16 protein-coding genes are annotated in these 18,908 nt (G+C 69.9%); 9 read left to right on the top strand and 7 right to left on the bottom strand.

Features of this window, described 5'->3' with window-relative positions:
* Nucleotides 1-7: 7 nt before the first annotated feature.
* The 4 genes from ACLQ23_RS27020 to ACLQ23_RS27005 are packed head-to-tail and all read right to left on the bottom strand — an operon-like array spanning nt 8 to nt 2,899.
* The gene (locus ACLQ23_RS27020) at nt 8-874 is read right to left on the bottom strand and encodes a metal ABC transporter permease (protein WP_355596054.1); all 867 of its coding nucleotides are present in this window, start codon (nt 872-874) and stop codon (nt 8-10) included.
* 2 nt (nt 875-876) lie between these two features.
* A complete protein-coding gene (locus ACLQ23_RS27015) occupies nt 877-1,638 on the bottom strand; it encodes a metal ABC transporter ATP-binding protein (RefSeq protein ID WP_355596055.1) in 762 nt (253 codons plus the stop codon).
* Entirely contained in the window at nt 1,635-2,588 is a 954-nt protein-coding gene (locus tag ACLQ23_RS27010) for a metal ABC transporter substrate-binding protein (RefSeq protein ID WP_355596057.1), read from the bottom strand. Before ACLQ23_RS27010 ends, ACLQ23_RS27015 begins: the two co-directional genes overlap by 4 nt.
* 53 nt (nt 2,589-2,641) lie before the next feature.
* The gene (locus ACLQ23_RS27005; RefSeq protein WP_355596059.1) at nt 2,642-2,899 is read right to left on the bottom strand and encodes a hypothetical protein; all 258 of its coding nucleotides are present in this window, start codon (nt 2,897-2,899) and stop codon (nt 2,642-2,644) included.
* Nucleotides 2,900-2,926: 27 nt separating this feature from the next.
* Between ACLQ23_RS27005 and ACLQ23_RS27000 the strand changes: the two genes are divergently transcribed.
* The 3 genes from ACLQ23_RS27000 to ACLQ23_RS26990 all read left to right on the top strand — a co-directional run bounded on the left by ACLQ23_RS27000 (nt 2,927) and on the right by ACLQ23_RS26990 (nt 5,267).
* Nucleotides 2,927-3,268 (top strand): antibiotic biosynthesis monooxygenase family protein, encoded by a 342-nt coding sequence (locus ACLQ23_RS27000; RefSeq protein ID WP_355596061.1) that lies wholly within the window; start codon nt 2,927-2,929, stop codon nt 3,266-3,268.
* Nucleotides 3,269-3,292: 24 nt separating this feature from the next.
* On the top strand, nt 3,293-3,772 hold the full coding sequence (locus tag ACLQ23_RS26995) for a hypothetical protein (protein ID WP_355596063.1): 480 nt from the start codon (nt 3,293-3,295) through the stop codon (nt 3,770-3,772).
* A 115-nt stretch (nt 3,773-3,887) separates the two neighbouring features.
* A complete protein-coding gene (locus ACLQ23_RS26990; protein WP_053658681.1) occupies nt 3,888-5,267 on the top strand; it encodes a glycine--tRNA ligase in 1,380 nt (459 codons plus the stop codon).
* Between the two features lie 95 nt (nt 5,268-5,362).
* On the opposite strand, the gene ACLQ23_RS26985 is transcribed toward ACLQ23_RS26990, so the two are convergent.
* The gene (locus ACLQ23_RS26985) at nt 5,363-6,337 is read right to left on the bottom strand and encodes a type IV toxin-antitoxin system AbiEi family antitoxin domain-containing protein (RefSeq protein WP_167943065.1); all 975 of its coding nucleotides are present in this window, start codon (nt 6,335-6,337) and stop codon (nt 5,363-5,365) included.
* 186 nt (nt 6,338-6,523) lie between these two features.
* Here ACLQ23_RS26985 and dusB point away from each other — a divergent pair, with 186 nt between their 5' ends.
* On the top strand, nt 6,524-7,687 hold the full coding sequence (gene dusB, locus ACLQ23_RS26980; RefSeq protein WP_425881351.1) for a tRNA dihydrouridine synthase DusB: 1,164 nt from the start codon (nt 6,524-6,526) through the stop codon (nt 7,685-7,687).
* 397 nt (nt 7,688-8,084) lie between these two features.
* Here dusB and ACLQ23_RS26975 read toward each other — a convergent pair whose 3' ends face one another.
* Together ACLQ23_RS26975 and ACLQ23_RS26970 are read right to left on the bottom strand one after the other, a co-directional pair.
* Nucleotides 8,085-8,729 (bottom strand): C39 family peptidase, encoded by a 645-nt coding sequence (locus ACLQ23_RS26975; RefSeq protein ID WP_425881336.1) that lies wholly within the window; start codon nt 8,727-8,729, stop codon nt 8,085-8,087.
* A 675-nt stretch (nt 8,730-9,404) separates the two neighbouring features.
* Entirely contained in the window at nt 9,405-11,168 is a 1,764-nt protein-coding gene (locus ACLQ23_RS26970; protein ID WP_425881335.1) for a beta-N-acetylhexosaminidase, read from the bottom strand.
* A gap of 241 nt (nt 11,169-11,409) precedes the next feature.
* On the opposite strand from ACLQ23_RS26970, the gene ppdK reads away from it, so the two are divergent.
* From ppdK to ACLQ23_RS26945, 5 genes are all read left to right on the top strand, one after another.
* Entirely contained in the window at nt 11,410-14,118 is a 2,709-nt protein-coding gene (ppdK, locus tag ACLQ23_RS26965) for a pyruvate, phosphate dikinase (RefSeq protein WP_355596067.1), read from the top strand.
* Nucleotides 14,119-14,266: 148 nt separating this feature from the next.
* Nucleotides 14,267-14,620 (top strand): VOC family protein, encoded by a 354-nt coding sequence (locus ACLQ23_RS26960; protein WP_355596069.1) that lies wholly within the window; start codon nt 14,267-14,269, stop codon nt 14,618-14,620.
* Nucleotides 14,621-14,627: 7 nt separating this feature from the next.
* Nucleotides 14,628-15,851, top strand: a complete 1,224-nt coding sequence (locus ACLQ23_RS26955; RefSeq protein WP_355596071.1) for a deoxyguanosinetriphosphate triphosphohydrolase — start codon at nt 14,628-14,630, stop codon at nt 15,849-15,851.
* Nucleotides 15,852-16,018: 167 nt separating this feature from the next.
* On the top strand, nt 16,019-17,356 hold the full coding sequence (locus ACLQ23_RS26950; protein WP_355596073.1) for a tachylectin-related carbohydrate-binding protein: 1,338 nt from the start codon (nt 16,019-16,021) through the stop codon (nt 17,354-17,356).
* Nucleotides 17,357-17,460: 104 nt separating this feature from the next.
* Entirely contained in the window at nt 17,461-18,714 is a 1,254-nt protein-coding gene (locus tag ACLQ23_RS26945) for a M23 family metallopeptidase (protein ID WP_425881350.1), read from the top strand.
* Nucleotides 18,715-18,908: the final 194 nt, after the last annotated feature.

Here is an 18,908-nt window from a genome sequence, read left to right as displayed (position 1 = left end):
AACCAATTCAGCGGAGCACCACCTCGTGCGGCTCTGCCGGCGCCACGGGGGCCGGTGTGGCCCGGCGACGCAGCGCCCGCCAGATTGCCGCGCCCACGGCCACCACGAGGAAGGAGGCGATCGCCACGAGCACCACCGAGGCGCCCGGCGCGGTGTCCGCCGTCGCCGCCACCCAGACACCGGTGCCGGCGGCGAAGAGACCGAGCGCCATCGCGGCGGTCATCGTGCTGCGGAAGCCACGGGTGACCTGCTGTGCGGTGGCCACCGGGACCACCATCAGCGCGCTGATCAGCAGCACTCCGACGGCCCGCATCGCGATGGTCACGGTGATCGCCGTGGTGACCGCGATCAGCAGATTGAGGGTACGCACCGGCAGGCCGGAGACCCGGGCGTACTCCTCGTCGTGGCTCACCGCGAAGAGCGCCGGCCGCAGCGCGATCATGGCGACGAGGATCGCCCCGCCGAGGACCACGATGGTGGTCAGGTCGGTGGCCGAGATGGTGGTCAGCGAGCCGAACAGGTAGGCGTTGAGATTCGCGCTCGTCGCATCGGACAGCCCGACCAGCAGCACACCGCCGGCGATGCCGCCGTAGAACAACAGGGCCAGGGCCAGGTCGCCGGACGTACGCCCACGGGCGCGGACCAGCTCGATGGCGACCGCACCGGCGGTGGCCACGATCACCGCCACCAGCACCGGCGAACGGTTGAGCAGCAGGCCCGCGCCGACACCCGTCAATGCCACGTGCCCGATGCCGTCGCCGATGAGCGTCAACCGGCGCTGCACCAGATAGATGCCGAGCGCCGGCGCGGCCAAGCCGATCACCAGCGCGGCGATCAGGGCGCGCTGCATGTAGGGGTACTGGAAAAGTTCCATGCTCAGCTGCTCCACAGCCCGGCGGGCTCGTCGGGACCGTGCGGGTGCACGTGGTCGTGGTCGGGCTCCGCGTGGTGGCCGGCCGGGTCCGGCACCGGGCCGTCGTGACAGATACCACCCTCGTGTACGACGACAGCCCGGCTGATCACCGGCCGCAGGGGGCCCAACTCGTGGGCCACCAGCAACACCGTCCCGCCGTCGCCGACGAAGTCGCGCAGCGCGCCGGCGAACGCCTCCTGGCTTGCCGCGTCCACCCCGGCGGTGGGCTCGTCGAGGATCAGCAGCTCGGGTCGGCCGGCCAGCGCACGGGCGATAAGCGTGCGCTGCTGCTGGCCGCCGGAGAGGGTGGCCACCGGGTCGGCGGCCCGGTCGGCGAGCCCGACAGCGCGCAGCGCGGCGTCGACGGCGGCCCGATCGGCAGCGCCCGGCGGGCGGAGCAACCCTCGACGGGCCAGCCGGCCGGAGCCCACCACCTCACGGACCGTCGCCGGTACGCCGCCGCCCGCGCCGAGGCGCTGCGGGACGTACCCGATGCGCTGCCACTGCCGGAACCGGCGCAGCGGCTGGTCGAAGAGGGTGATCGAGCCGGTGCTCAGCGGCACCAGCCCGAGCACGGCGCGGATCAGCGTGGACTTGCCGGAGCCGTTGGCGCCGAGCACCGCGACCACCTCACCGGCGGTCACGCTTAGCGAGACATCCCGCAGCACCGGGCGGCCGTCGTAGCCGACCGCCGCGTGCTCGACGTTGATCACGGGCGCGCTCACGAGCAGCTCAACGCCGTCCGCAGGGTCTCCAGGTTGGTACGCATCACCGAAAGGTAGTCGGCGTCACTGCCGGCAGCGAGTCCTTCGAGCGGGTCGAGCACCGCGGTCTTGGCGCCGACCTGACCGGCGATGGTCTCGGCCACCTTCGGGCTGACAAGCGTCTCGAAGAAGATCGTGGTGGCCTGGTGCTCCTTGGCCTCCTCGATTACCTGCGCGAGCCGCTGCGGCGAGGGCTCGACGTCCGGGCTCAGCCCGGTGATGCCGATCTGTTCGAGCTGGTAGCGGTCGGCCAGGTAGCCGAACGCGGTGTGGCTGGTGACGATCTCCCGCCGCTGGCAGGTCCGCAGGCCCTCGGTGAACTCGCCGTCCAGCTTCGTCAGGTCGGCGCGCAGCGCGGCGGCGCGGGTGGTGTAGTCGGCGGCGTGTGCCGGGTCGGCCTCGCCGAGGCGCTTGGCGAGCTGGTCGCCGATGCCGGCCAGCCGGGTCGGGTCGAGCCAGACGTGCGGGTCCTTGCCGCCGCCGTGCTCCTGCTCGTCCCCGTCTTCGCCCTCGTGCTCGTGGTCGTGGCCGCCGGCGCTCACGTCGCGCAGCGGCTGCACGCTCGCCACGTCGAACACCCGGTCGCCGCCGCTCTGCGCGATCGCCTCGTCGACCGCCGGCTGGAAACCCTTGAGGTAGACGATCAACTCAGCGTCGCTTACCTGACCGACCTGCTTCGGGCTTAGCTCCAGGTCGTGCGGCTCGGCACCGGGCCGGGCCAGGTTGGTCACCCGGACCGCGTCACCGCCGATCCGTTCGGCCAGGAACTGGAGGGGATAGAACGCGGCCACCACGTCGACCCGTTGCGGATCGGCGCCGGCCGGACCGCCGTTGGAGCAGCCAGCCCCCGCGCCCAGGGCGAGCAGGGCGGTCGCGGCGGCCAGGACACGGGATGTGGTGCGGTTGCTCATGCCCCAACTGTCCGTGGCAACGACAATGATTGTCAAAAACGCATAGCTGCATGTCAGAGCAGCTTCGCGAAGCCCACCGTCACCAGCAGGGTCAGCATCAACAGTCGGATCAGCCGGGTCTGCGGCGCCTGAACCGCCCAGGTGGTCACCAAAAGGGCGATCAGGGCAGCGGCGAGCGCCAGCGTCAACAGCCCACCGACCACCCCCGGCGTGAAGAACGCGACAAGCACCACCACCAGGGTGAGCAGAAACACCGATGTCGGGTTGGCCCCGGCCAACCGGGCCAGCAGAGGGCGCTGCGTACGCTGCATCCCACAGACTCTACGAGGAGGCGCCCGGTGCTGGTGACCAACCGGTTCGTGGTCGACGTCGATGTCGCCGACGGCTTCACCGAACGGGCGCACGCGGCCCTCACCGCGCTGGCCGCCCGCCCCGGCTACCTGCGAGGTCAACTCCTGCGGGCGCTTGACGACCCCCGGCACTGGACACTGCTCACCGAGTGGGAGTCGGTAGGCACCTACCGGCGTGCCCTGGGCGCCTTCGAGGTCAAGGTCAGCGCCGTGCCGTTGCTCGCCGAATCGATCGACGAACCATCCGCGTACGAGGCGCTTGCCAACGCCGCGCCCGGCGGAGCGGTGGTGGTCGCCGAGAGTGATCGGGCTGCTGGTCCTTACCGCTGAGCCGTCGGGCACTACCCTGCTCCTATGACCGCACCCGCCCCGCCGCCCGGTCCCGGTGTGGCTCCGCCGTTCGCCGCGCCGCCCACCGAGGGTCGCCGGACCCGGCTCTGGATCGGCCTCGGCGTCGGCGCTCTCGCCATCCTGCTCTGCTGCGGCGGGGGAGGCGCGGCCGTGATCGGCCTGGCCGTCAGCGGAGTGCAGGCGATCCGGGAGCAGGGGCGCACGGTCACCGGCGACTACTACCAGGCTCTCGTCGATCGGAACTACGGGCGGGCGTACGACCAACTCTGCGACGACGCGCAGCGGCGCGAGTCACGCCCCGAGTTCGAGCGCCGGGCCGCCGCCGAGCCGCAGGTGACCGCCTACCGGGTGGGCGAGGTCGACACGACAAACCTGACAGTGCCCGTCGACGTGACGCTCTCCGGCGGCGACCGGGAACGGCAGCAGGTCACACTGGGTCAGGACAGTCAGACCGGTGGCATGGAGGTCTGCGGGGTGAGCTGACCCGCCCCCGGTATTCTGCTGTCGCTCGGGGTGACGGTGGTCGTACCGTTGTCCCGAACCGCCCGATCCATCCACATCTCGCCCCCGCCGACCGCCAGCCGGCGTAGGAGGAAACATGCCAGCAGACCGTATCGACGCCGTCGTCAGCCTCGCCAAGCGCCGAGGCTTCGTCTTCCCCTCCAGCGAGATCTACGGAGGCACCCGATCGGCGTGGGACTACGGTCCGCTCGGCGTGGAGCTCAAGGAGAACGTCCGCCGGCAGTGGTGGAAGACGATGGTCCAGCAGCGCGACGACGTGGTCGGCCTCGACTCCGCAGTGATCCTGGCCCGCAAGGTGTGGGAGGCGTCCGGCCACATCGCCGAGTTCGTCGACCCGCTCACCGAGTGCCAGTTCTGCCACAAGCGGTTCCGGGCGGACCACATCGAGGAGGCGTACGAGGCCAAGCACGGCCACGCGCCGACCTCACTCGCCGAGGTCAACTGCCCCAACTGCGGCAACAAGGGCACCTTCACCGAGCCGAAGATGTTCAACGGCCTGATGAAGACGTACCTGGGCCCGGTGGAGAGCGACGAGGGCATGCACTACCTGCGCCCCGAGACCGCGCAGGGCATCTTCGTCAACTACAAGAACGTCGAGACGGTCGCCCGCAAGAAGCCGCCGTTCGGTATCGCCCAGACCGGCAAGTCGTTCCGCAACGAGATCACCCCGGGCAACTTCATCTTCCGTACGCGTGAGTTCGAGCAGATGGAGATGGAGTTCTTCGTCGAGCCGGGCACCGACGAGCAGTGGCACGAGTACTGGCTCCAGGAGCGCTGGAACTGGTACCTCGACCTGGGCCTCTCGGCGGACAACCTGCGTCTCTACGAGCACCCCAAGGAGAAGCTCTCCCACTACTCGAAGCGGACCGTCGACATCGAGTACCGCTTCCAGTTCGGCGGCACCGAGTTCGCCGAGCTGGAAGGTGTCGCCAACCGCACCGACTTCGACCTCTCCACGCACAGCAAGCACTCCGGCGTCGACCTGTCGTACTTCGACCAGACCAAGAGTGAGCGCTGGATGCCGTACGTCATCGAGCCCGCCGCCGGTCTGACCCGGGCCGTGCTCGCCTTCCTGCTGGAGGCGTACGACGAGGACGAGGCGCCCAACACCAAGGGCGGCGTGGACAAGCGGACCGTGATGCGGTTCGACCCGCGGCTGGCCCCGGTCAAGGTGGCGGTGCTGCCGCTGTCGCGCAACGAGGCGCTGTCGCCGAAGGCCAAGGACCTCGCCGCGCTGCTGCGCAAGCGTTGGGTGGTGGAGTTCGACGACTCGCAGGCGATCGGCCGCCGCTACCGCCGGCAGGACGAGATCGGCACCCCGTTCTGCGTCACCGTCGACTTCGACACGCTCGACGACAACGCCGTGACGGTCCGCAACCGGGACACCATGACCCAGGAGCGCGTCTCCCTGGACCAGGTGGAGCGCTACCTGATCGAGCGCCTCCCCGGCTGCTGAGGTGTAAGGAAGGGCCCCTTTCTAACGCCTCAGGTATAGAAGGGGCCCCTTCCTAACTCCGTTGTTCCGCAAGCTGAGCGGAGCGCCGTACTCGATCAGGCCCTCGCATGCTCCGGGCCGGCTGGATCGACCCGGACCCGGAGCGTGGCACCGACGCCCTGCCGGGACTCGTACGCATCCTCGACAGTTCGTCGGATGCCGTCCGGATGGCGCCGGAGCTGTGCAGGCGTGACGTGCAGAACCAGGACACCGTGCCGACTCAGCTCGTTGTGCCGCTCCAACGTCCGAGCCCAGTCGCCCGGGCTGAAGTGGTACTCCTGCGAATCGACCTCCAGCGCCACCGCCGAGTCGGTCAGGTACCCGTCCGGCGTCGGCAGCACCGCCCCGTCAAGCGTACGAAGACGGGGATTCCACCGGATCTGCGGCAGGATCGGGCTGCCCGCCAGGCATTCGCGCAGCTCCGCCTCCGGAGCCGACCGGGTGCCGGCCACGACCTCCGCGTACGCCATCCTGATCAGCGCGGTGCGACTGCGCCGCGCCCGACGGATCTCCTCGTCCAGCCTGGCGAGGTCGGTGAAACCGCGCTGGACAGACTCGGCGAGGATGGCCCGCACCGGGCGAAGCTGCCCAAGGTCGCGGGCCGCGTCCACCACCGCCCGCGCCGGCGAGCAGACGGGGTACGGCGCGCTCGACCGCGCCCGGGCGTCCAGGGTCAGGGCTCGCCGAACAAGGGCGTAGCCCGCCGACCGGCGCCGCGCGTGGTGCGGCACCACCAGGTGTACGTCGGTGTTGCGCGGAATCTGCCGGAACCCGTACCAGGCGAGCGCGGCCAAGCTGGTGAGCTGCGCCTGCGGCCCGGCGTAGAGCGCTGCGGAGATCCGCCGTTGTTCATCGGTCAGTACGCCCGTGAACAGGGCGTACGTCGCTGGCAGGACGCGTTGCCACTGGCCGCGCCGGGCCTGGCGGTACAGGTACATGTCGTCGTAGCCAGCGGCGAGCAACTGAGCCCGGGTGGCGATCTGCTGTTGCCGCTCGACCGTTGCCGTCAGCTCAGGTGGATGTTCACGCATGACCGCAGCCTGACCGTCGGAACCAGGCCGTGTCCCGCCCGGCCGCGCGGCCTGTGGAAATCCTGCCGGCTGTGGACAACACCGTCGATCATCGCGCGGTGTGATATGCGTCGTGTTAGGAAGGGCCCCTTCCTATGCACTAGGCGTTAAGCAGGGGCCCTTCCTTACACTTGGGCGGTGACTGCCTTGACCGCGCCTGTTTTGAGCCCTTTGACTCTGGGGCCGTACCAGGTGTGGCCGCCTGTGGTGCTCGCGCCGATGGCCGGCATCACGAACGTCGGGTTCCGCCGGCTCTGCCGGGAGCAGGGCGGCGGCATCTACGTCTGCGAGATGATCACCACTCGGGCGCTTGTCGAGCGCAACCCGAAGACCCTGCGCATGATCACGTTCGGTGACGACGAGAAGCCGCGCAGCCTCCAGCTCTACGGCACCGACCCCGAGATCACCGCAGCCGCCGTACGGATCGTCGTCGAGCGCAACCTGGCCGATCACATCGACCTGAACTTCGGCTGCCCGGTCCCCAAGGTCACGCGGCGTGGCGGCGGTGCGGCGCTGCCGTGGCGGCGCCGGCTCTTCGCCCGGCTGGTCAAGGCCGCAGTGGCTGCCGCGTCACCCGCCGGCGTGCCGGTCACCGTCAAGATGCGCAAGGGCATCGACGACGACCATCTGACGTACGTCGAAGCAGGGCTCGCAGCCCAGGACGCCGGCGTGGCGGCGGTGGCCCTGCACGGGCGGACGGCCTCGCAGCGCTACTCGGGCACCGCCGACTGGGACGCGATCGCCACGTTGAAGCAGGCCCTCGACGTGCCGGTGCTCGGCAACGGCGACATCTGGGAGGCCGACGACGCGCTGCGGATGGTCGCGCACACCGGCGTCGACGGGGTTGTCATCGGGCGCGGCTGCCTCGGCCGGCCGTGGCTCTTCGCCGACCTGGAGGCCGCCTTCAACGGTCGCCCCGAGCGGCGGCTGCCCACCCTCGGCGAGGTGGCGGTGACCATGCGCCGGCACGCCGAGTTGCTCGTCGACCAGTTCGTGGCGGGCGCGCGCAACCCCGCCCGGGGTGAGCGGGACGGCTGCACCGACTTCCGCAAGCACGTCGCCTGGTACCTCAAGGGCTTTCCTGTGGGCGGCGAACTGCGCCGGTCCCTGGCGATGATCGAAAGCCTGGCCCAGCTCGACGACCTACTCGGCAAGCTCGACCCGGCCGAGCCGTTCCCGCTTACTGCCCTCGGACAGCCGCGTGGCCGGACGAACTCCCCGGGCAAGGTCTTCCTGCCGGACGGCTGGCTGGCCAGCCGGGACGACGACACCGTGCCCGAGGGCGCCGAGATGGACGACTCCGGCGGCTGACCCGCACCGGCCGGCGCTGATGGGTAGCCGGCGTCGACGTCACCGCCTCGGCGCCGACGGGTGGGTGGCGTCGACTGGTCACCGGCCCGGCGCTGTTGGGCGGGTGGCGTCGACTGGTCACCGGCCCGGCGCTGTTGGGCGGGTGGCGTCGATTGGTTACCGCCTCGGCGCTGGTGGGTGGGCGGCCTCGATCGGTCACCGGCTCGGCGCGCTGGTGGTGGCTGGTGTCGGCGGGTCGGCGCCTCGGCCGGTGTGCTGAATTGCTGAGGGCGTCAGTTCCGAAGTGTCGGCGAACCGCGTGATGCCTGCCCGGGCTTCTGGCCGCCGCCGGTGGCATGGTGAAGGGCCGGGCCCCTGTGTGGGGGTCCGGCCCTTCGGTGGTGCGTGTTGGGTGGGGTCAGCTGGTGGCGTAGCCGCGGGTGGCGATCCAGTCGGCGAGGTGCTCGGTGGTGATGTCGTAGGAGGCGGTGTTGGGGTCGGCGGAGTCGGCGATGGTGACGGTGTTGCCGTTGTCGGTGTAGCCGACGACGCTGATGTAGTGGCCGCCTTCGAAGGAGTGGGTGTTGCCGTCGGTGTCGGTGGTGGTGCCGGCGATGTTGGCGACTACGGCGCGGCCGTCGTCGACGGTCTTGACCACATCGGTGCGGAGTTTGTCGGTCTGCTTGTCGTCGGCGGCGGGGGTGCTGATTTCCACCGAGCGGTAGGCGTTGTTCTTGCCGGTTTCCTTGTTCAGGACGGGGGTGATGTCGTTGATGCTGTTGGTGCCGGCTTCGGTGGTGCCCATTTCCTTGGCCATGGCGTCGACGCTGATGTTCTTGCCCTGTACGGACAGGGCGTTGCGGGCGGCGGCGGGGCCGCAGTAGTAGAAGTTGGGCTGGGCTTCGTAGCGGACGTCGAGGTGCCGCTCGCTCTTGTTCTGGGTCTGGCCGGTGGGCTTGGCGTCGGCGGCGTAGGCGGTGGTGATGGGGCCGGCGATGGCGCCGCCGGTGACGGCGAGTCCGGCAGCGGTCAGAGCGGTCTTACGAATCAGATCGGTACGCATGATGGCGTGCTCCTCTGCAATGTCGGGGGCGACCCGCGTAACACACCAATAGGGGGACGGTGCGCTGCGAGCAGGGGGAAGAAGTTCCAGGGATCTCACCCGGCGGCTCTGCCTGCTCGGGGTGGTCCAGGGGGATGTAACCAGCCGGGCCAGCGAGTCATTCCGCCGTGCTCCGGGGGACCTGCCGACAGCCTCGGAGAGGCGCTGCTCGGGTGGTCCGGGGGATGTAACCGTGGCGGCCGGGCGGGTGTTCCCGGATACCGGGGGACCGTCGAGCCGGCGGGGCCGCGACCTGTCGTCGGTTACCCCCTGTACAACCACCCGGCCCGGCCCTTCATTCCGCCGCCAGAGTGCCCCCGACCACGCCGCAGCCGAGCCGATACCAGACATAACACCCAGCGTTGCCCCGACAGTCGGCCCAGACGGGTGTGATCGACTCGGCTTCATGGAAACCGGGGTATCCCCGCGACCCGGACACCCCGATATCAAAGGAACCCGAGTCGATCAACCCGCGACTGCCTGAAATGCCTATTCTGGGCGTCTACCGTCCGCCCGACGAGCGTGCGACGGCCACGCCGAAACCGGACGCCCCGCCCGAGCGTGCGACGGCCACGCCGAAACCGGACGCCCCGCTTGAGGGTGCGGCGGACGCGGTGAAACTGGACGGCCCGCCCGTCAGGGGATTATCGGGTCGGGGTGGGGCACGCCGTGTTGTTGGGGGATGGCGGGTACCGCCGGCCAGGGGATCTCCGGTGCGGCGTGGAAGGTGATGCCGGCGGTTGCCCAGCGTGGCCCGTGCCCGGCCAACCGCGAACGGAACCCGGCCCAGTCGTGCGTCGCGCGGGGTGACCAGCCCAGCTCGGCGATCGCCGGGAGTCGGGGTAGGAGCAGCAGTTCGATCTCCGCGAGGGAGGTGACCGATTCGGTCCAGAGCGGTGCCTCCACGCCGAGCACCGCCTCCTCGGGTACGTCGGCGACGTGCGTGCCCGGATCCCAGTCGTAAGCCTTGCGTACGTCGATCAGGCCGGCCCAGTCGTGTCCGATCGGGGTGTCCGGCGCGTACTTCATGTCGAGGTATGCGTGGTTGCCAGGGGAGATGACCAGCCGGGCGCCTCGGCGGACCGCGTCGGCGGTCGTGGGGTCCTCGCCGTTGGTGCCCCACCACTGGAGGACCCGCCCGTCGACGTGGGCGGCAGGTGCGACCTGGTGCCAGCCGACCACTGTCTTTCCGAGCTCGGCCACGATGCGCTGGACCCGCTCGACGAAATCGGTGTAGAGCTCGCCCTTGACCTTGAACGCCTCGTCGCCGCCGATGTGCAGCAACGGCCCGGGTGTGATGGCGGCCAGTTCGCCGAACACGTCGGCGACGAAGTCGTACGTCCGCTCGTCGGTCGGGTCGACGTAGCTGAAGCCGACATCGGTGCCTGTGTACGGCGGAGGAGCGATCTTGTCCGGTGCCAGTTCCGGGTACGCGACGAGCGCCGAGTTGGTGTGCCCCGGCAGGTCGATCTCCGGGACGACAGTGATGTGACGGTCGGCGGCATAGGAGACGATCCGCGCGTAGTCGGCCTTCGTGTAGAAACCGCCCGGGCCGTCACCGACCTCGGTCGCGCCGCCCACGGTGGTCAACTTCGGGCGGGAGTCGACGGCGATCCGCCAGCCCTGGTCGTCGGTGAGGTGCAGGTGCAGGTGGTTGAGCTTGTAGCGGGCCAGGTGGTCGACGACCCGCAGCACGTCCTCGACAGCGAAGAAGTGCCGCGCCACGTCGAGCATCGCACCCCGGTACGGGAAGCGTGGCGTGTCGGTGATGGTCCCGCCGGGCAGGATCCACGCTTCGGTGACCGGGACGGTGCTCTCGATCGCCGGCGGGAGCAGTTGGCGCAGGGTCTGCACGCCGTGGAAGAGGCCTGTGGCGGTGACGGCGCTGAGGCGTACCCCGGAGGTGGTGACGTCGAGTCGGTAGCCCTCCGTGCCGAGGCCGACGGCCTGGTCCAGCACGAGCGCGATGCCGTCGTCGGCCTGCGGCGTGGCGGCGTCGGTGACCGGCAGCGGGTATCCGGTGGCGGGCCGCAGCAGCTCGGCGAGGTGGACGGCGGCGGCCAGCGCGGCGGGTTCGGTGCTTGCCACGATGACCGCGTCGGGGGAGAGCCGCCAGTTTCCGGCCGGGTCCGGCCGCACGTCCCGCGGAGCGGGTACGACGTCGGCGAGCTGGATGGGGGCGGGCGCGGCGAGCAGGTCGGTGGCGGCCCGCTCGGCAGCCCGGGCCAGCGCGGCGGCGGTCGGTTCCTGAGTCGGCAGCGGCACCGGACCGGCGTGCCCGGCCGCCTCGGGGGAGTTGGCGGGGCCGGGGGAGAGGTTGGTCGACACGGCGGCGGCTCCGGGGGTGTATTCGCGTCGGTTATGGCAAAAGTGAGGTTCACTGGCTGGCGTTGTCGTCAAGGGTACGGCGACAGGCCGGAATGCGTGATCGTGCGCATGGAAGCGTTCCCAAAAACCCGTACGAACGCGGTAAGTCGTGATAGCTGTGCCGATTGTCACCGAACGGGCCCAGGCCGCTCGATGTTCGCTTAACCTTCGCGCACCGATCGGCGTCGACCCCGGATTACCGGAGGTCCGTCCCGGGGTATCAGCAAACTGAACCTTCGTTAAGTGTCCATTCCGGCGCGCGTGGGAGGCTCTGGTGGCAGCGCAAGAGACCGTCGATCACAAATACGTCTACGACTTCTCCGAGGGCAACAAGGACCTCAAGGACCTGCTCGGTGGTAAGGGCGCCAACCTCGCCGAGATGACGAACCTCGGGTTGCCCGTGCCGCCCGGCTTCACCATCACGACCGAGGCATGCCAGGCGTACCTCGCCACCGGCCGGGAGCCGGACGGCCTCGCCGGTCAGATCGAGCAGCACCTGGAGTCGCTGGAGCGCGCCATGGGCAAGCGCCTCGGCGACCCGCAGGACCCGCTGCTGGTGTCGGTCCGATCGGGCGCCAAGTTCTCCATGCCCGGCATGATGGAGACCGTCCTGAACGTCGGCCTCAACGACGAGAGCGTCGTCGGCCTGTCCGCCCAGGCGGGAGGTAACGACAGGTTCGCCTGGGACTCCTACCGACGCCTCATCCAGATGTTCGGCAAGACCGTCTGCGAGGTGCCGGGCGAGGAGTTCGAGCAGGCGCTCGACGACGCCAAGGCAGTCAAGGGCACCCACAACGACCTGGACCTGGACGCCGACGACCTGCGCGGGCTGGTTGACGCGTACAAGAAGATCTTCCTGAAGCACACCGGGCGGGAGTTCCCGCAGCAGCCGCGCGAACAGCTCGACCTCGCCATCCGGGCGGTCTTCGAGTCGTGGAACGCCGAGCGCGCGGTGCTCTACCGCCGTCAGGAGCGCATCCCCGCCGACCTCGGCACCGCTGTGAACGTGGTGACGATGGTCTTCGGCAACCTCGGCCCCGACTCCGGCACCGGCGTGGCGTTCACCCGCGACCCGGGCAGCGGCGCCCAGGGCATCTACGGCGACTACCTGGCGAACGCCCAGGGCGAGGACGTCGTCGCAGGCATCCGCAACACAGTGCCGCTTCAGGATCTGGAGCAGCTCGACAAGGCCTCCTACGACGAGCTGCTCGGGATCATGGCGCGGCTGGAGGAGCACTACAAGGACCTCTGCGACATCGAGTTCACAATCGAGCGCGGCAAGCTGTGGATGTTGCAGACCCGGGTCGGCAAGCGCACCGCCGCCGCCGCGTTCGTCATCGCCGGGCAACTCGTCGACGAGGGCCTCATCGACCTGGACGAGGCGCTGCACCGCGTCAACGGCGCGCAGCTCGCGCAGCTCATGTTCCCCCGCTTCCAGCTCGACCACGAGTTCGAGGCGGTCGCGAAGGGCATCGGCGCGTCGCCTGGTGCGGCGTCCGGCAAGGTCGTCTTCACCTCCGCCCGCGCCGTCGAGATGGCCGCCGAGGGCGAGTCGGTGATCCTGGTACGCCGGGAGACCAACCCGGACGACCTGAACGGCATGATCGCCGCGAAGGGCATCCTCACCTCGCGCGGCGGCAAGACCAGCCACGCCGCAGTGGTGGCCCGGGGGATGGGCAAGACCTGCGTCTCCGGTGCCGACGAGATCGACGTCAACGTGCCGGCGAAGCGGTTCACAGTGGCCGGGCAGACCGTCAGCGAGGGCGACGTCGTGTCCATCGACGGCACCACCGGCAAGGTGTACCTGGGTGAGGTCCCGGTAATGCCGTCGGAGGTGGTGCAGTACTTCGAGGGCAGCCTCGACCCCGAGCACATCGACAACGCGCTGGTCCGGGCCGTACACCGGATCATGACGCACGCCGACGGCAAGCGGCGGCTCGCGGTCCGCACGAACGCCGACACCGGCGCGGACGCCGCCCGTGCCCGGCGCTTCGGCGCGGAGGGCATCGGGCTGTGCCGCACCGAGCACATGTTCCTCGGCGACCGGCGGGAGCTGGTCGAGCGGCTGATCCTGGCCCGCGCCGAGGGCGAGCGTGAGGAGGCGCTTGCCGCGCTGCTGCCGTTGCAGCAGGCCGACTTCGAGGAGATCTTCCGCGAGATGGACGGCCTGCCGGTGACCGTCCGGCTGATCGACCCGCCGCTGCACGAGTTCCTGCCTCCGCTGGAGCAGCTCGCCGTCAACGTCGCTGTCGCTCAGGAGCGCGGTGAGGACGTCGCCAAGGAGGAGGCGCTGCTCGCCGCGGTGCGGCGGATGCACGAGGAGAACCCGATGCTCGGGCTGCGGGGCGTACGCCTCGGCCTGGTCATCCCCGGCCTGTTCGCCATGCAGGTGCGGGCCATCGCCGAGGCGGCAGTCAGCTGCGCCCGGGAGGGCCGGGTGGCCAAGCCGGAGATCATGGTGCCGCTGGTCGGGGCCGTGCAGGAGCTGGAGACGGTCCGCGCCGAAGCCGAGAAGATCATCGCTGAGGTGGTCGGGGACAGCGGTGTCGAGGTGCTGATCGGCACCATGATCGAGGTGCCCCGGGCGGCGCTGACCGCCGGCCAGATCGCCGAGGCCGCCGAGTTCTTCTCGTTCGGCACCAACGACCTGACCCAGATGGCCTGGGGCTTCTCCCGCGACGACGTCGAGGGCGCGTTCTTCTGGCGCTACCTGGAGTTGGGCATCTTCGGCATCTCACCGTTCGAGTCCATCGACCGCGATGGCGTCGGCCGGCTGGTGCGGATCGCCGCCGAAGAGGGCCGCGCCGCCCGACCCGGGCTGAAGCTCGGCGTCTGCGGTGAACACGGCGGCGACCCCGACTCGGTGCACTTCTTCCACTCCGTCGGCCTGGACTACGTGTCCTGCTCACCGTTCCGGGTGCCGGTGGCGCGCCTGGAAGCCGGCCGGGCGGTTGTGGAGACCGACGGCTCCGACAGCCGTTGACGAGGAGCAGGCGGCGGCTCGGGGCGAGCCGCCGCCTGCGTCCCGGATGTCTCCCCATCGCGGTCGCGCCGAGGCGCATCGGCAGGCGTAATCTGGCTCCCTCACATGCGGCTGATTGCGTTCGCCGTCGACGGGGAAAGGTGACTGAATGACCAGCGTCTGGGAAAGCCTGACCATCGACGCCCACGATCCGGCTCGGCTGGCCCGCTGGTGGGCCGAGGCGCTCGGCTATCAGGTCGTCAGCGAGAAGCCGGACGAGGTGGAGATCCGGCAGGGCGCCGACCGTCTCCCCGGCCTGGTCTTCGTGCCGGCGACCGACGGCAAGGAGCGCAAGAACCGACTGCACCTCGACCTGCGCCCCGCCGACCAGGAGGCCGAGGTCGAACGGCTTGTCGACATGGGCGCCCGGCACGTCGACATCGGTCAGGTTGACGTCGAGTGGACGGTCCTCGCCGACCCGGAGGGCAACGAGTTCTGCGTCCTCCGTCAGCGCAAGGAGTGAGCCGGGGTTGTCAGACCCGCAGTCCCGACTGGTGCAGGAGCCACCCAAGGACACCGGGCACCGCCGTTCCCCGTACGAGCGTGACCGGGCAAGGGTGCTGCACTCGGCGGCGTTCCGTCGACTGGCCACCAAGACCCAGGTGCACACCGCCGGCACTGACGACTTCCTGCGTACCCGACTGACGCACTCCCTCGAGGTGGCCCAGATCGCCCGGGAGATGGGTGCCCGGCTGGGCTGCGATCCGGACGTGGTGGACGTCGCCGGGCTGGCCCACGACCTCGGGCACCCTCCGTTCGGGCACAACGGCGAGGCCGCGCTGGACCTGCTCGCCACGCCCTGCGGAGGCTTCGAGGGCAACGCGCAGACCCTGCGGGTGCTGACCCGACTCGAGGCGAAGGTGCTCGCCCCGGACGGCTCGTCCGCCGGGCTGAACCTGACCCGCGCGTCACTGGACGCGATCGGAAAGTACCCCTGGCCGCGCCGCCCCGGGCAGCGCAAGTTCGGTGTGTACGCCGACGACACGGCGGTCTTCGACTGGATCCGTGCTGGCGCGCCAGGCGACCGGCGCTGCCTTGAGGCGCAGGTGATGGACTGGGCCGACGACGTCGCGTACTCGGTGCACGACGTGGAGGACGGCATCCACGGCGGGTACGTCACGTTGCGTCCGCTGCTCGCCGACGCCGACGAGCGGGCCGCGCTCTGCGCCGACGTGGCGACCACCTACTCCGGGGAGTCCTCGGCCGACCTGGCCGAGGTGCTTGTCGAGTTGCTTGCCGACCCGCTGCTGGCCCCGCTGGCCGGGTACGACGGCAGCCACCGTGCCCAGGTCGCGTTGAAGACCACCACCAGCGGCCTGACCGGCCGGTTCGTGTCTGCGGCGGTGACCGCCACCGAGGAGCGGTTCGGCAGCGGTCCGCACCGTCGCTACGCCGCCGACCTGGTGGTGCCGAGGCGGGTACGGGCACAGTGCGCGCTGCTCAAGGGCATCGCCCTGCGCTACGTGATGCGCCGTACCGGATCCCGGGGCCGCTACGAGCGGCAGCGCACGATGCTCGCGGAGCTGGTGGCCGCACTGGTACGGCGGGCGCCGGACGGGCTCGACCCGGTCTTCGCCCCACTGTGGCGGGCCGCCCCCGACGACGCCGCCCGGCTGCGCGTGGTGATCGACCAGGTCGCCTCGCTCACCGACCCGGCGGCGGTGGCCTGGCACACCCGGCTCGTCGCGAGCTGACCTGCGGCGGTGGCCTGGCACACCCGGCTCGTCGCGAGCTGACCCCTGCTCCGGCCACCACGGGCCGGCTGCGGGACCGGTGCGGACAGTTCGACAACAGAGCCGGTACAACGCCGGACCGCATGCTCCTCCCCGACCGCAAACACCCAAGCGATCTGGGGATCTGCATGAAACGTTTCACACTGGGCGGAGTCGGTGCCGCGTTGGCCCTGGCGATCACCGTCCTGTCCGTCGCCGCGCAACCCGCCGCGGCGGCCCCGTCCACACCGGCCGACGCCGAGGCGTTCCCGGCCGCGTCGATCACGGCGGCGTACGACACGGCGCCCTGCTCCGCGAGTGGACCGAGCAGCGCCGACGCCGCCCTTGCCACAACCCTCAACAGTCGGCTCGGCGGCACGCTTGACGGCTACATGACCGCCTACCGGGTGTCCTGCGCCCGCAAGGTGGTGCAGGCGGTGCAGGCGCGGGGGCTGCCCGAGCGGGCGGCGGTCATCGCCGTCACCACCACGATCGTCGAGTCGACGATCCAGAACGTGGCCGAGGAGGTGGACCACGACAGCCTTGGTCTGTTCCAGCAGCGTGCCGCGTGGGGTTCCCGGGCGCAGCGACTGGACCCGACCTGGGCGACGAACGCTTTCCTCAACAAGATGATCAGCCTCTACCCGAACAACTCCTGGGCGAGCAGGCCGATCGGCGAGGTGTGCCAGCGGGTGCAGGTCTCGGCGTACCCCGACCGCTACCAGGGGCAGGCGTCCGACGCGCAGATCATCGTGGACGCACTGTGGACCCCGCCCACCGCGTCGGTGTACGGGACGCTTGCGGACGGCCGGTTGACGTACTCGGCGATCGACACGGCCACCGGTCGTCTCACCAAGACGGTGCTGTCGGAGGCGACACTGGGGTTCACGCCCAAGGCGTTGGCCACGCTGAACTTCAACACGATCCTGGTCACGTCGACCTCCGGTGACCTGTACCGGGTGAACATCATCACCAACAACACGGGTGTGGCATTCGAGACCCCGTCGAAGATCAAGGTCGGCGGGTGGACGCACACCCTGCTCAGCTACGACGGTCACGGCAACCTGTACGGCATCAACTCGCTGGGGCAGTTGCTGCGCTACGACGTGACGTCGTCCAAGCCGACCGGCAACAACATCGTCAACGGCACGACCATCGACAGCGGGTTCACCCTCAAGACGCTCACCACCACCGGCAAGGACTGGATCCTGGGCACGACCGCCGACGGCCGGCTGCTCTCCTACAAGATCAACGGTCCGAACTCCTGGGTCTCCGGTGAGCTGAAGGACAGCACCTGGCAGGGCATCACCCATCTGCTGTCGCCCGGCGCCGGCATCTACTACGGGCGTACCAGCAACGGCGCGTTGCACCGCTACCAGGACCAGGACCCGTTCGACCGCGACGGCAGCGACCTGTCCGGCCAGGGCGCCGTCAACGACTCCGGATGGACCCAGACCCTGCTGTCCGCCCAGCCCTTCGGCAACTGATGCGCCCGACGACGACCAACTTCCGGCACCTCCCGACCTCCGCCAACGAGGAGCGACGACACATGACCCAACCCCACCCGGTACGACGCCTGGCCTCGGCCGCCCTGGCCGCCCTGGCGCTCGCCGGCACCGGTGTCGCGGCCCTGGACGTCGCCGACCCGAGCGCCGCCCACGCCGCCGGCGTCCGGCCGAACTTCCAACTCCCCTTCGCCTGCGACGACGTGTGGCGGATGTCCACCTATCCCGGTCACGACGACTACGACATCGACATGTTCGCCACCAGCGGCAGTACGGCCGGACGGCCCATCCTCGCCTCGGCGGCGGGCACCGTCGCCTACGCCGGCTACGACAGCGGTGCGGGCAACTACGTCAAGCTCGACCACGGCGGCGGCTGGGAGTCGCTGTACCTGCACATGGTCTCGACTCCGGTGGTACGGACCGGGCAGCAGGTCGACCAGGGCCAGCTTCTCGGCAAGGTCGGCACCACCGGGAACTCCAGCGGCGAACACCTGCACCACGAGCAACGACGTGACGGCAACAAGGTGGAGTCCCACTTCAACGGCGCACCGTCCGGTATCACCACCGACGGCTCGCCCAGCGGTGAGCCGAAGTCGCCCGAGGTGCGCGCGGTGAGTGCCAACTGTGGCAACGTCTCGGTCTACGGGGCGCTCGCCGACGGACGCCTGACGTACTCGGCGATCGAGTCCGGTACCGGCCGTCGCCTGAAGACCGTGGTGTCGGAGGCGACCCTTGGTTTCACGCCGAAGACGATGGCAACAGTCAACTTCAACACGATCCTGCTCACCTCCACGAGCGGTGACCTCTACCGGGTGGATGTGATCACCAACAACACAGGGCTTGCCTTCAACACGCCGTCGAAGATCAAGGTCGGCGGGTGGACGCACACCCAGCTCAGCTACGACGGTCACGGCAACCTGTACGGCCTCAACTCCCTGGGGGAGTTGCTGCGCTACGACGTGACGTCGACGAAGCCGACAGGCAACCACATCCTCAACGGCACCACGATCGACAGCGGGTTCACCCTGAAGACGATGACGACGACTGGTGAGGACTGGATCCTGGGCACGACCTCCGACGGCCGGCTGCTGTCCTACAAGATCAATGGCGTGGGCTCCTGGACGTCGGGCGAGCTGAAGGACAGCACCTGGCAGGGCATGACCAACCTGGTCTCGCCGGGCGCGGGCACCTACTTCGGTCGCACCGAGGGTGGCGGGCTCTTCCGCTACACCGATCGCAACCCGTACGACCGAAAGGGCGGCGACCTGTTCGGCATGGGCGCCGTCGACGAGTCGGGGTGGACGCAGACACTCCTGTCCGCCGCACCGTTCGGCGGCTGACCGACCGGAGTGCGAACCCGGAACCGGGTGTCTGCGGCGTAGCCGTGGACACCCGGTTTCCGCTGCTGCGGGCCGTTGTGACGCTCCGTGACGGTACTCCGTGCGCTGTTCCCCCGTACTAGCCTCGGCCTTTCACGGCAGCCGTGATCTTGGATGTCCAGCGGGTCGGTAGATATGGCGAAGTGCCTGCCACG

This window comes from Micromonospora sp. DT41 (assembly GCF_049841715.1).
Classification (GTDB): Bacteria; Actinomycetota; Actinomycetes; order Mycobacteriales; family Micromonosporaceae; genus Micromonospora; species Micromonospora profundi.
Note: the sequence above shows the minus strand (reverse complement) of the source record. Positions and strands in the feature narration are given on the sequence as shown.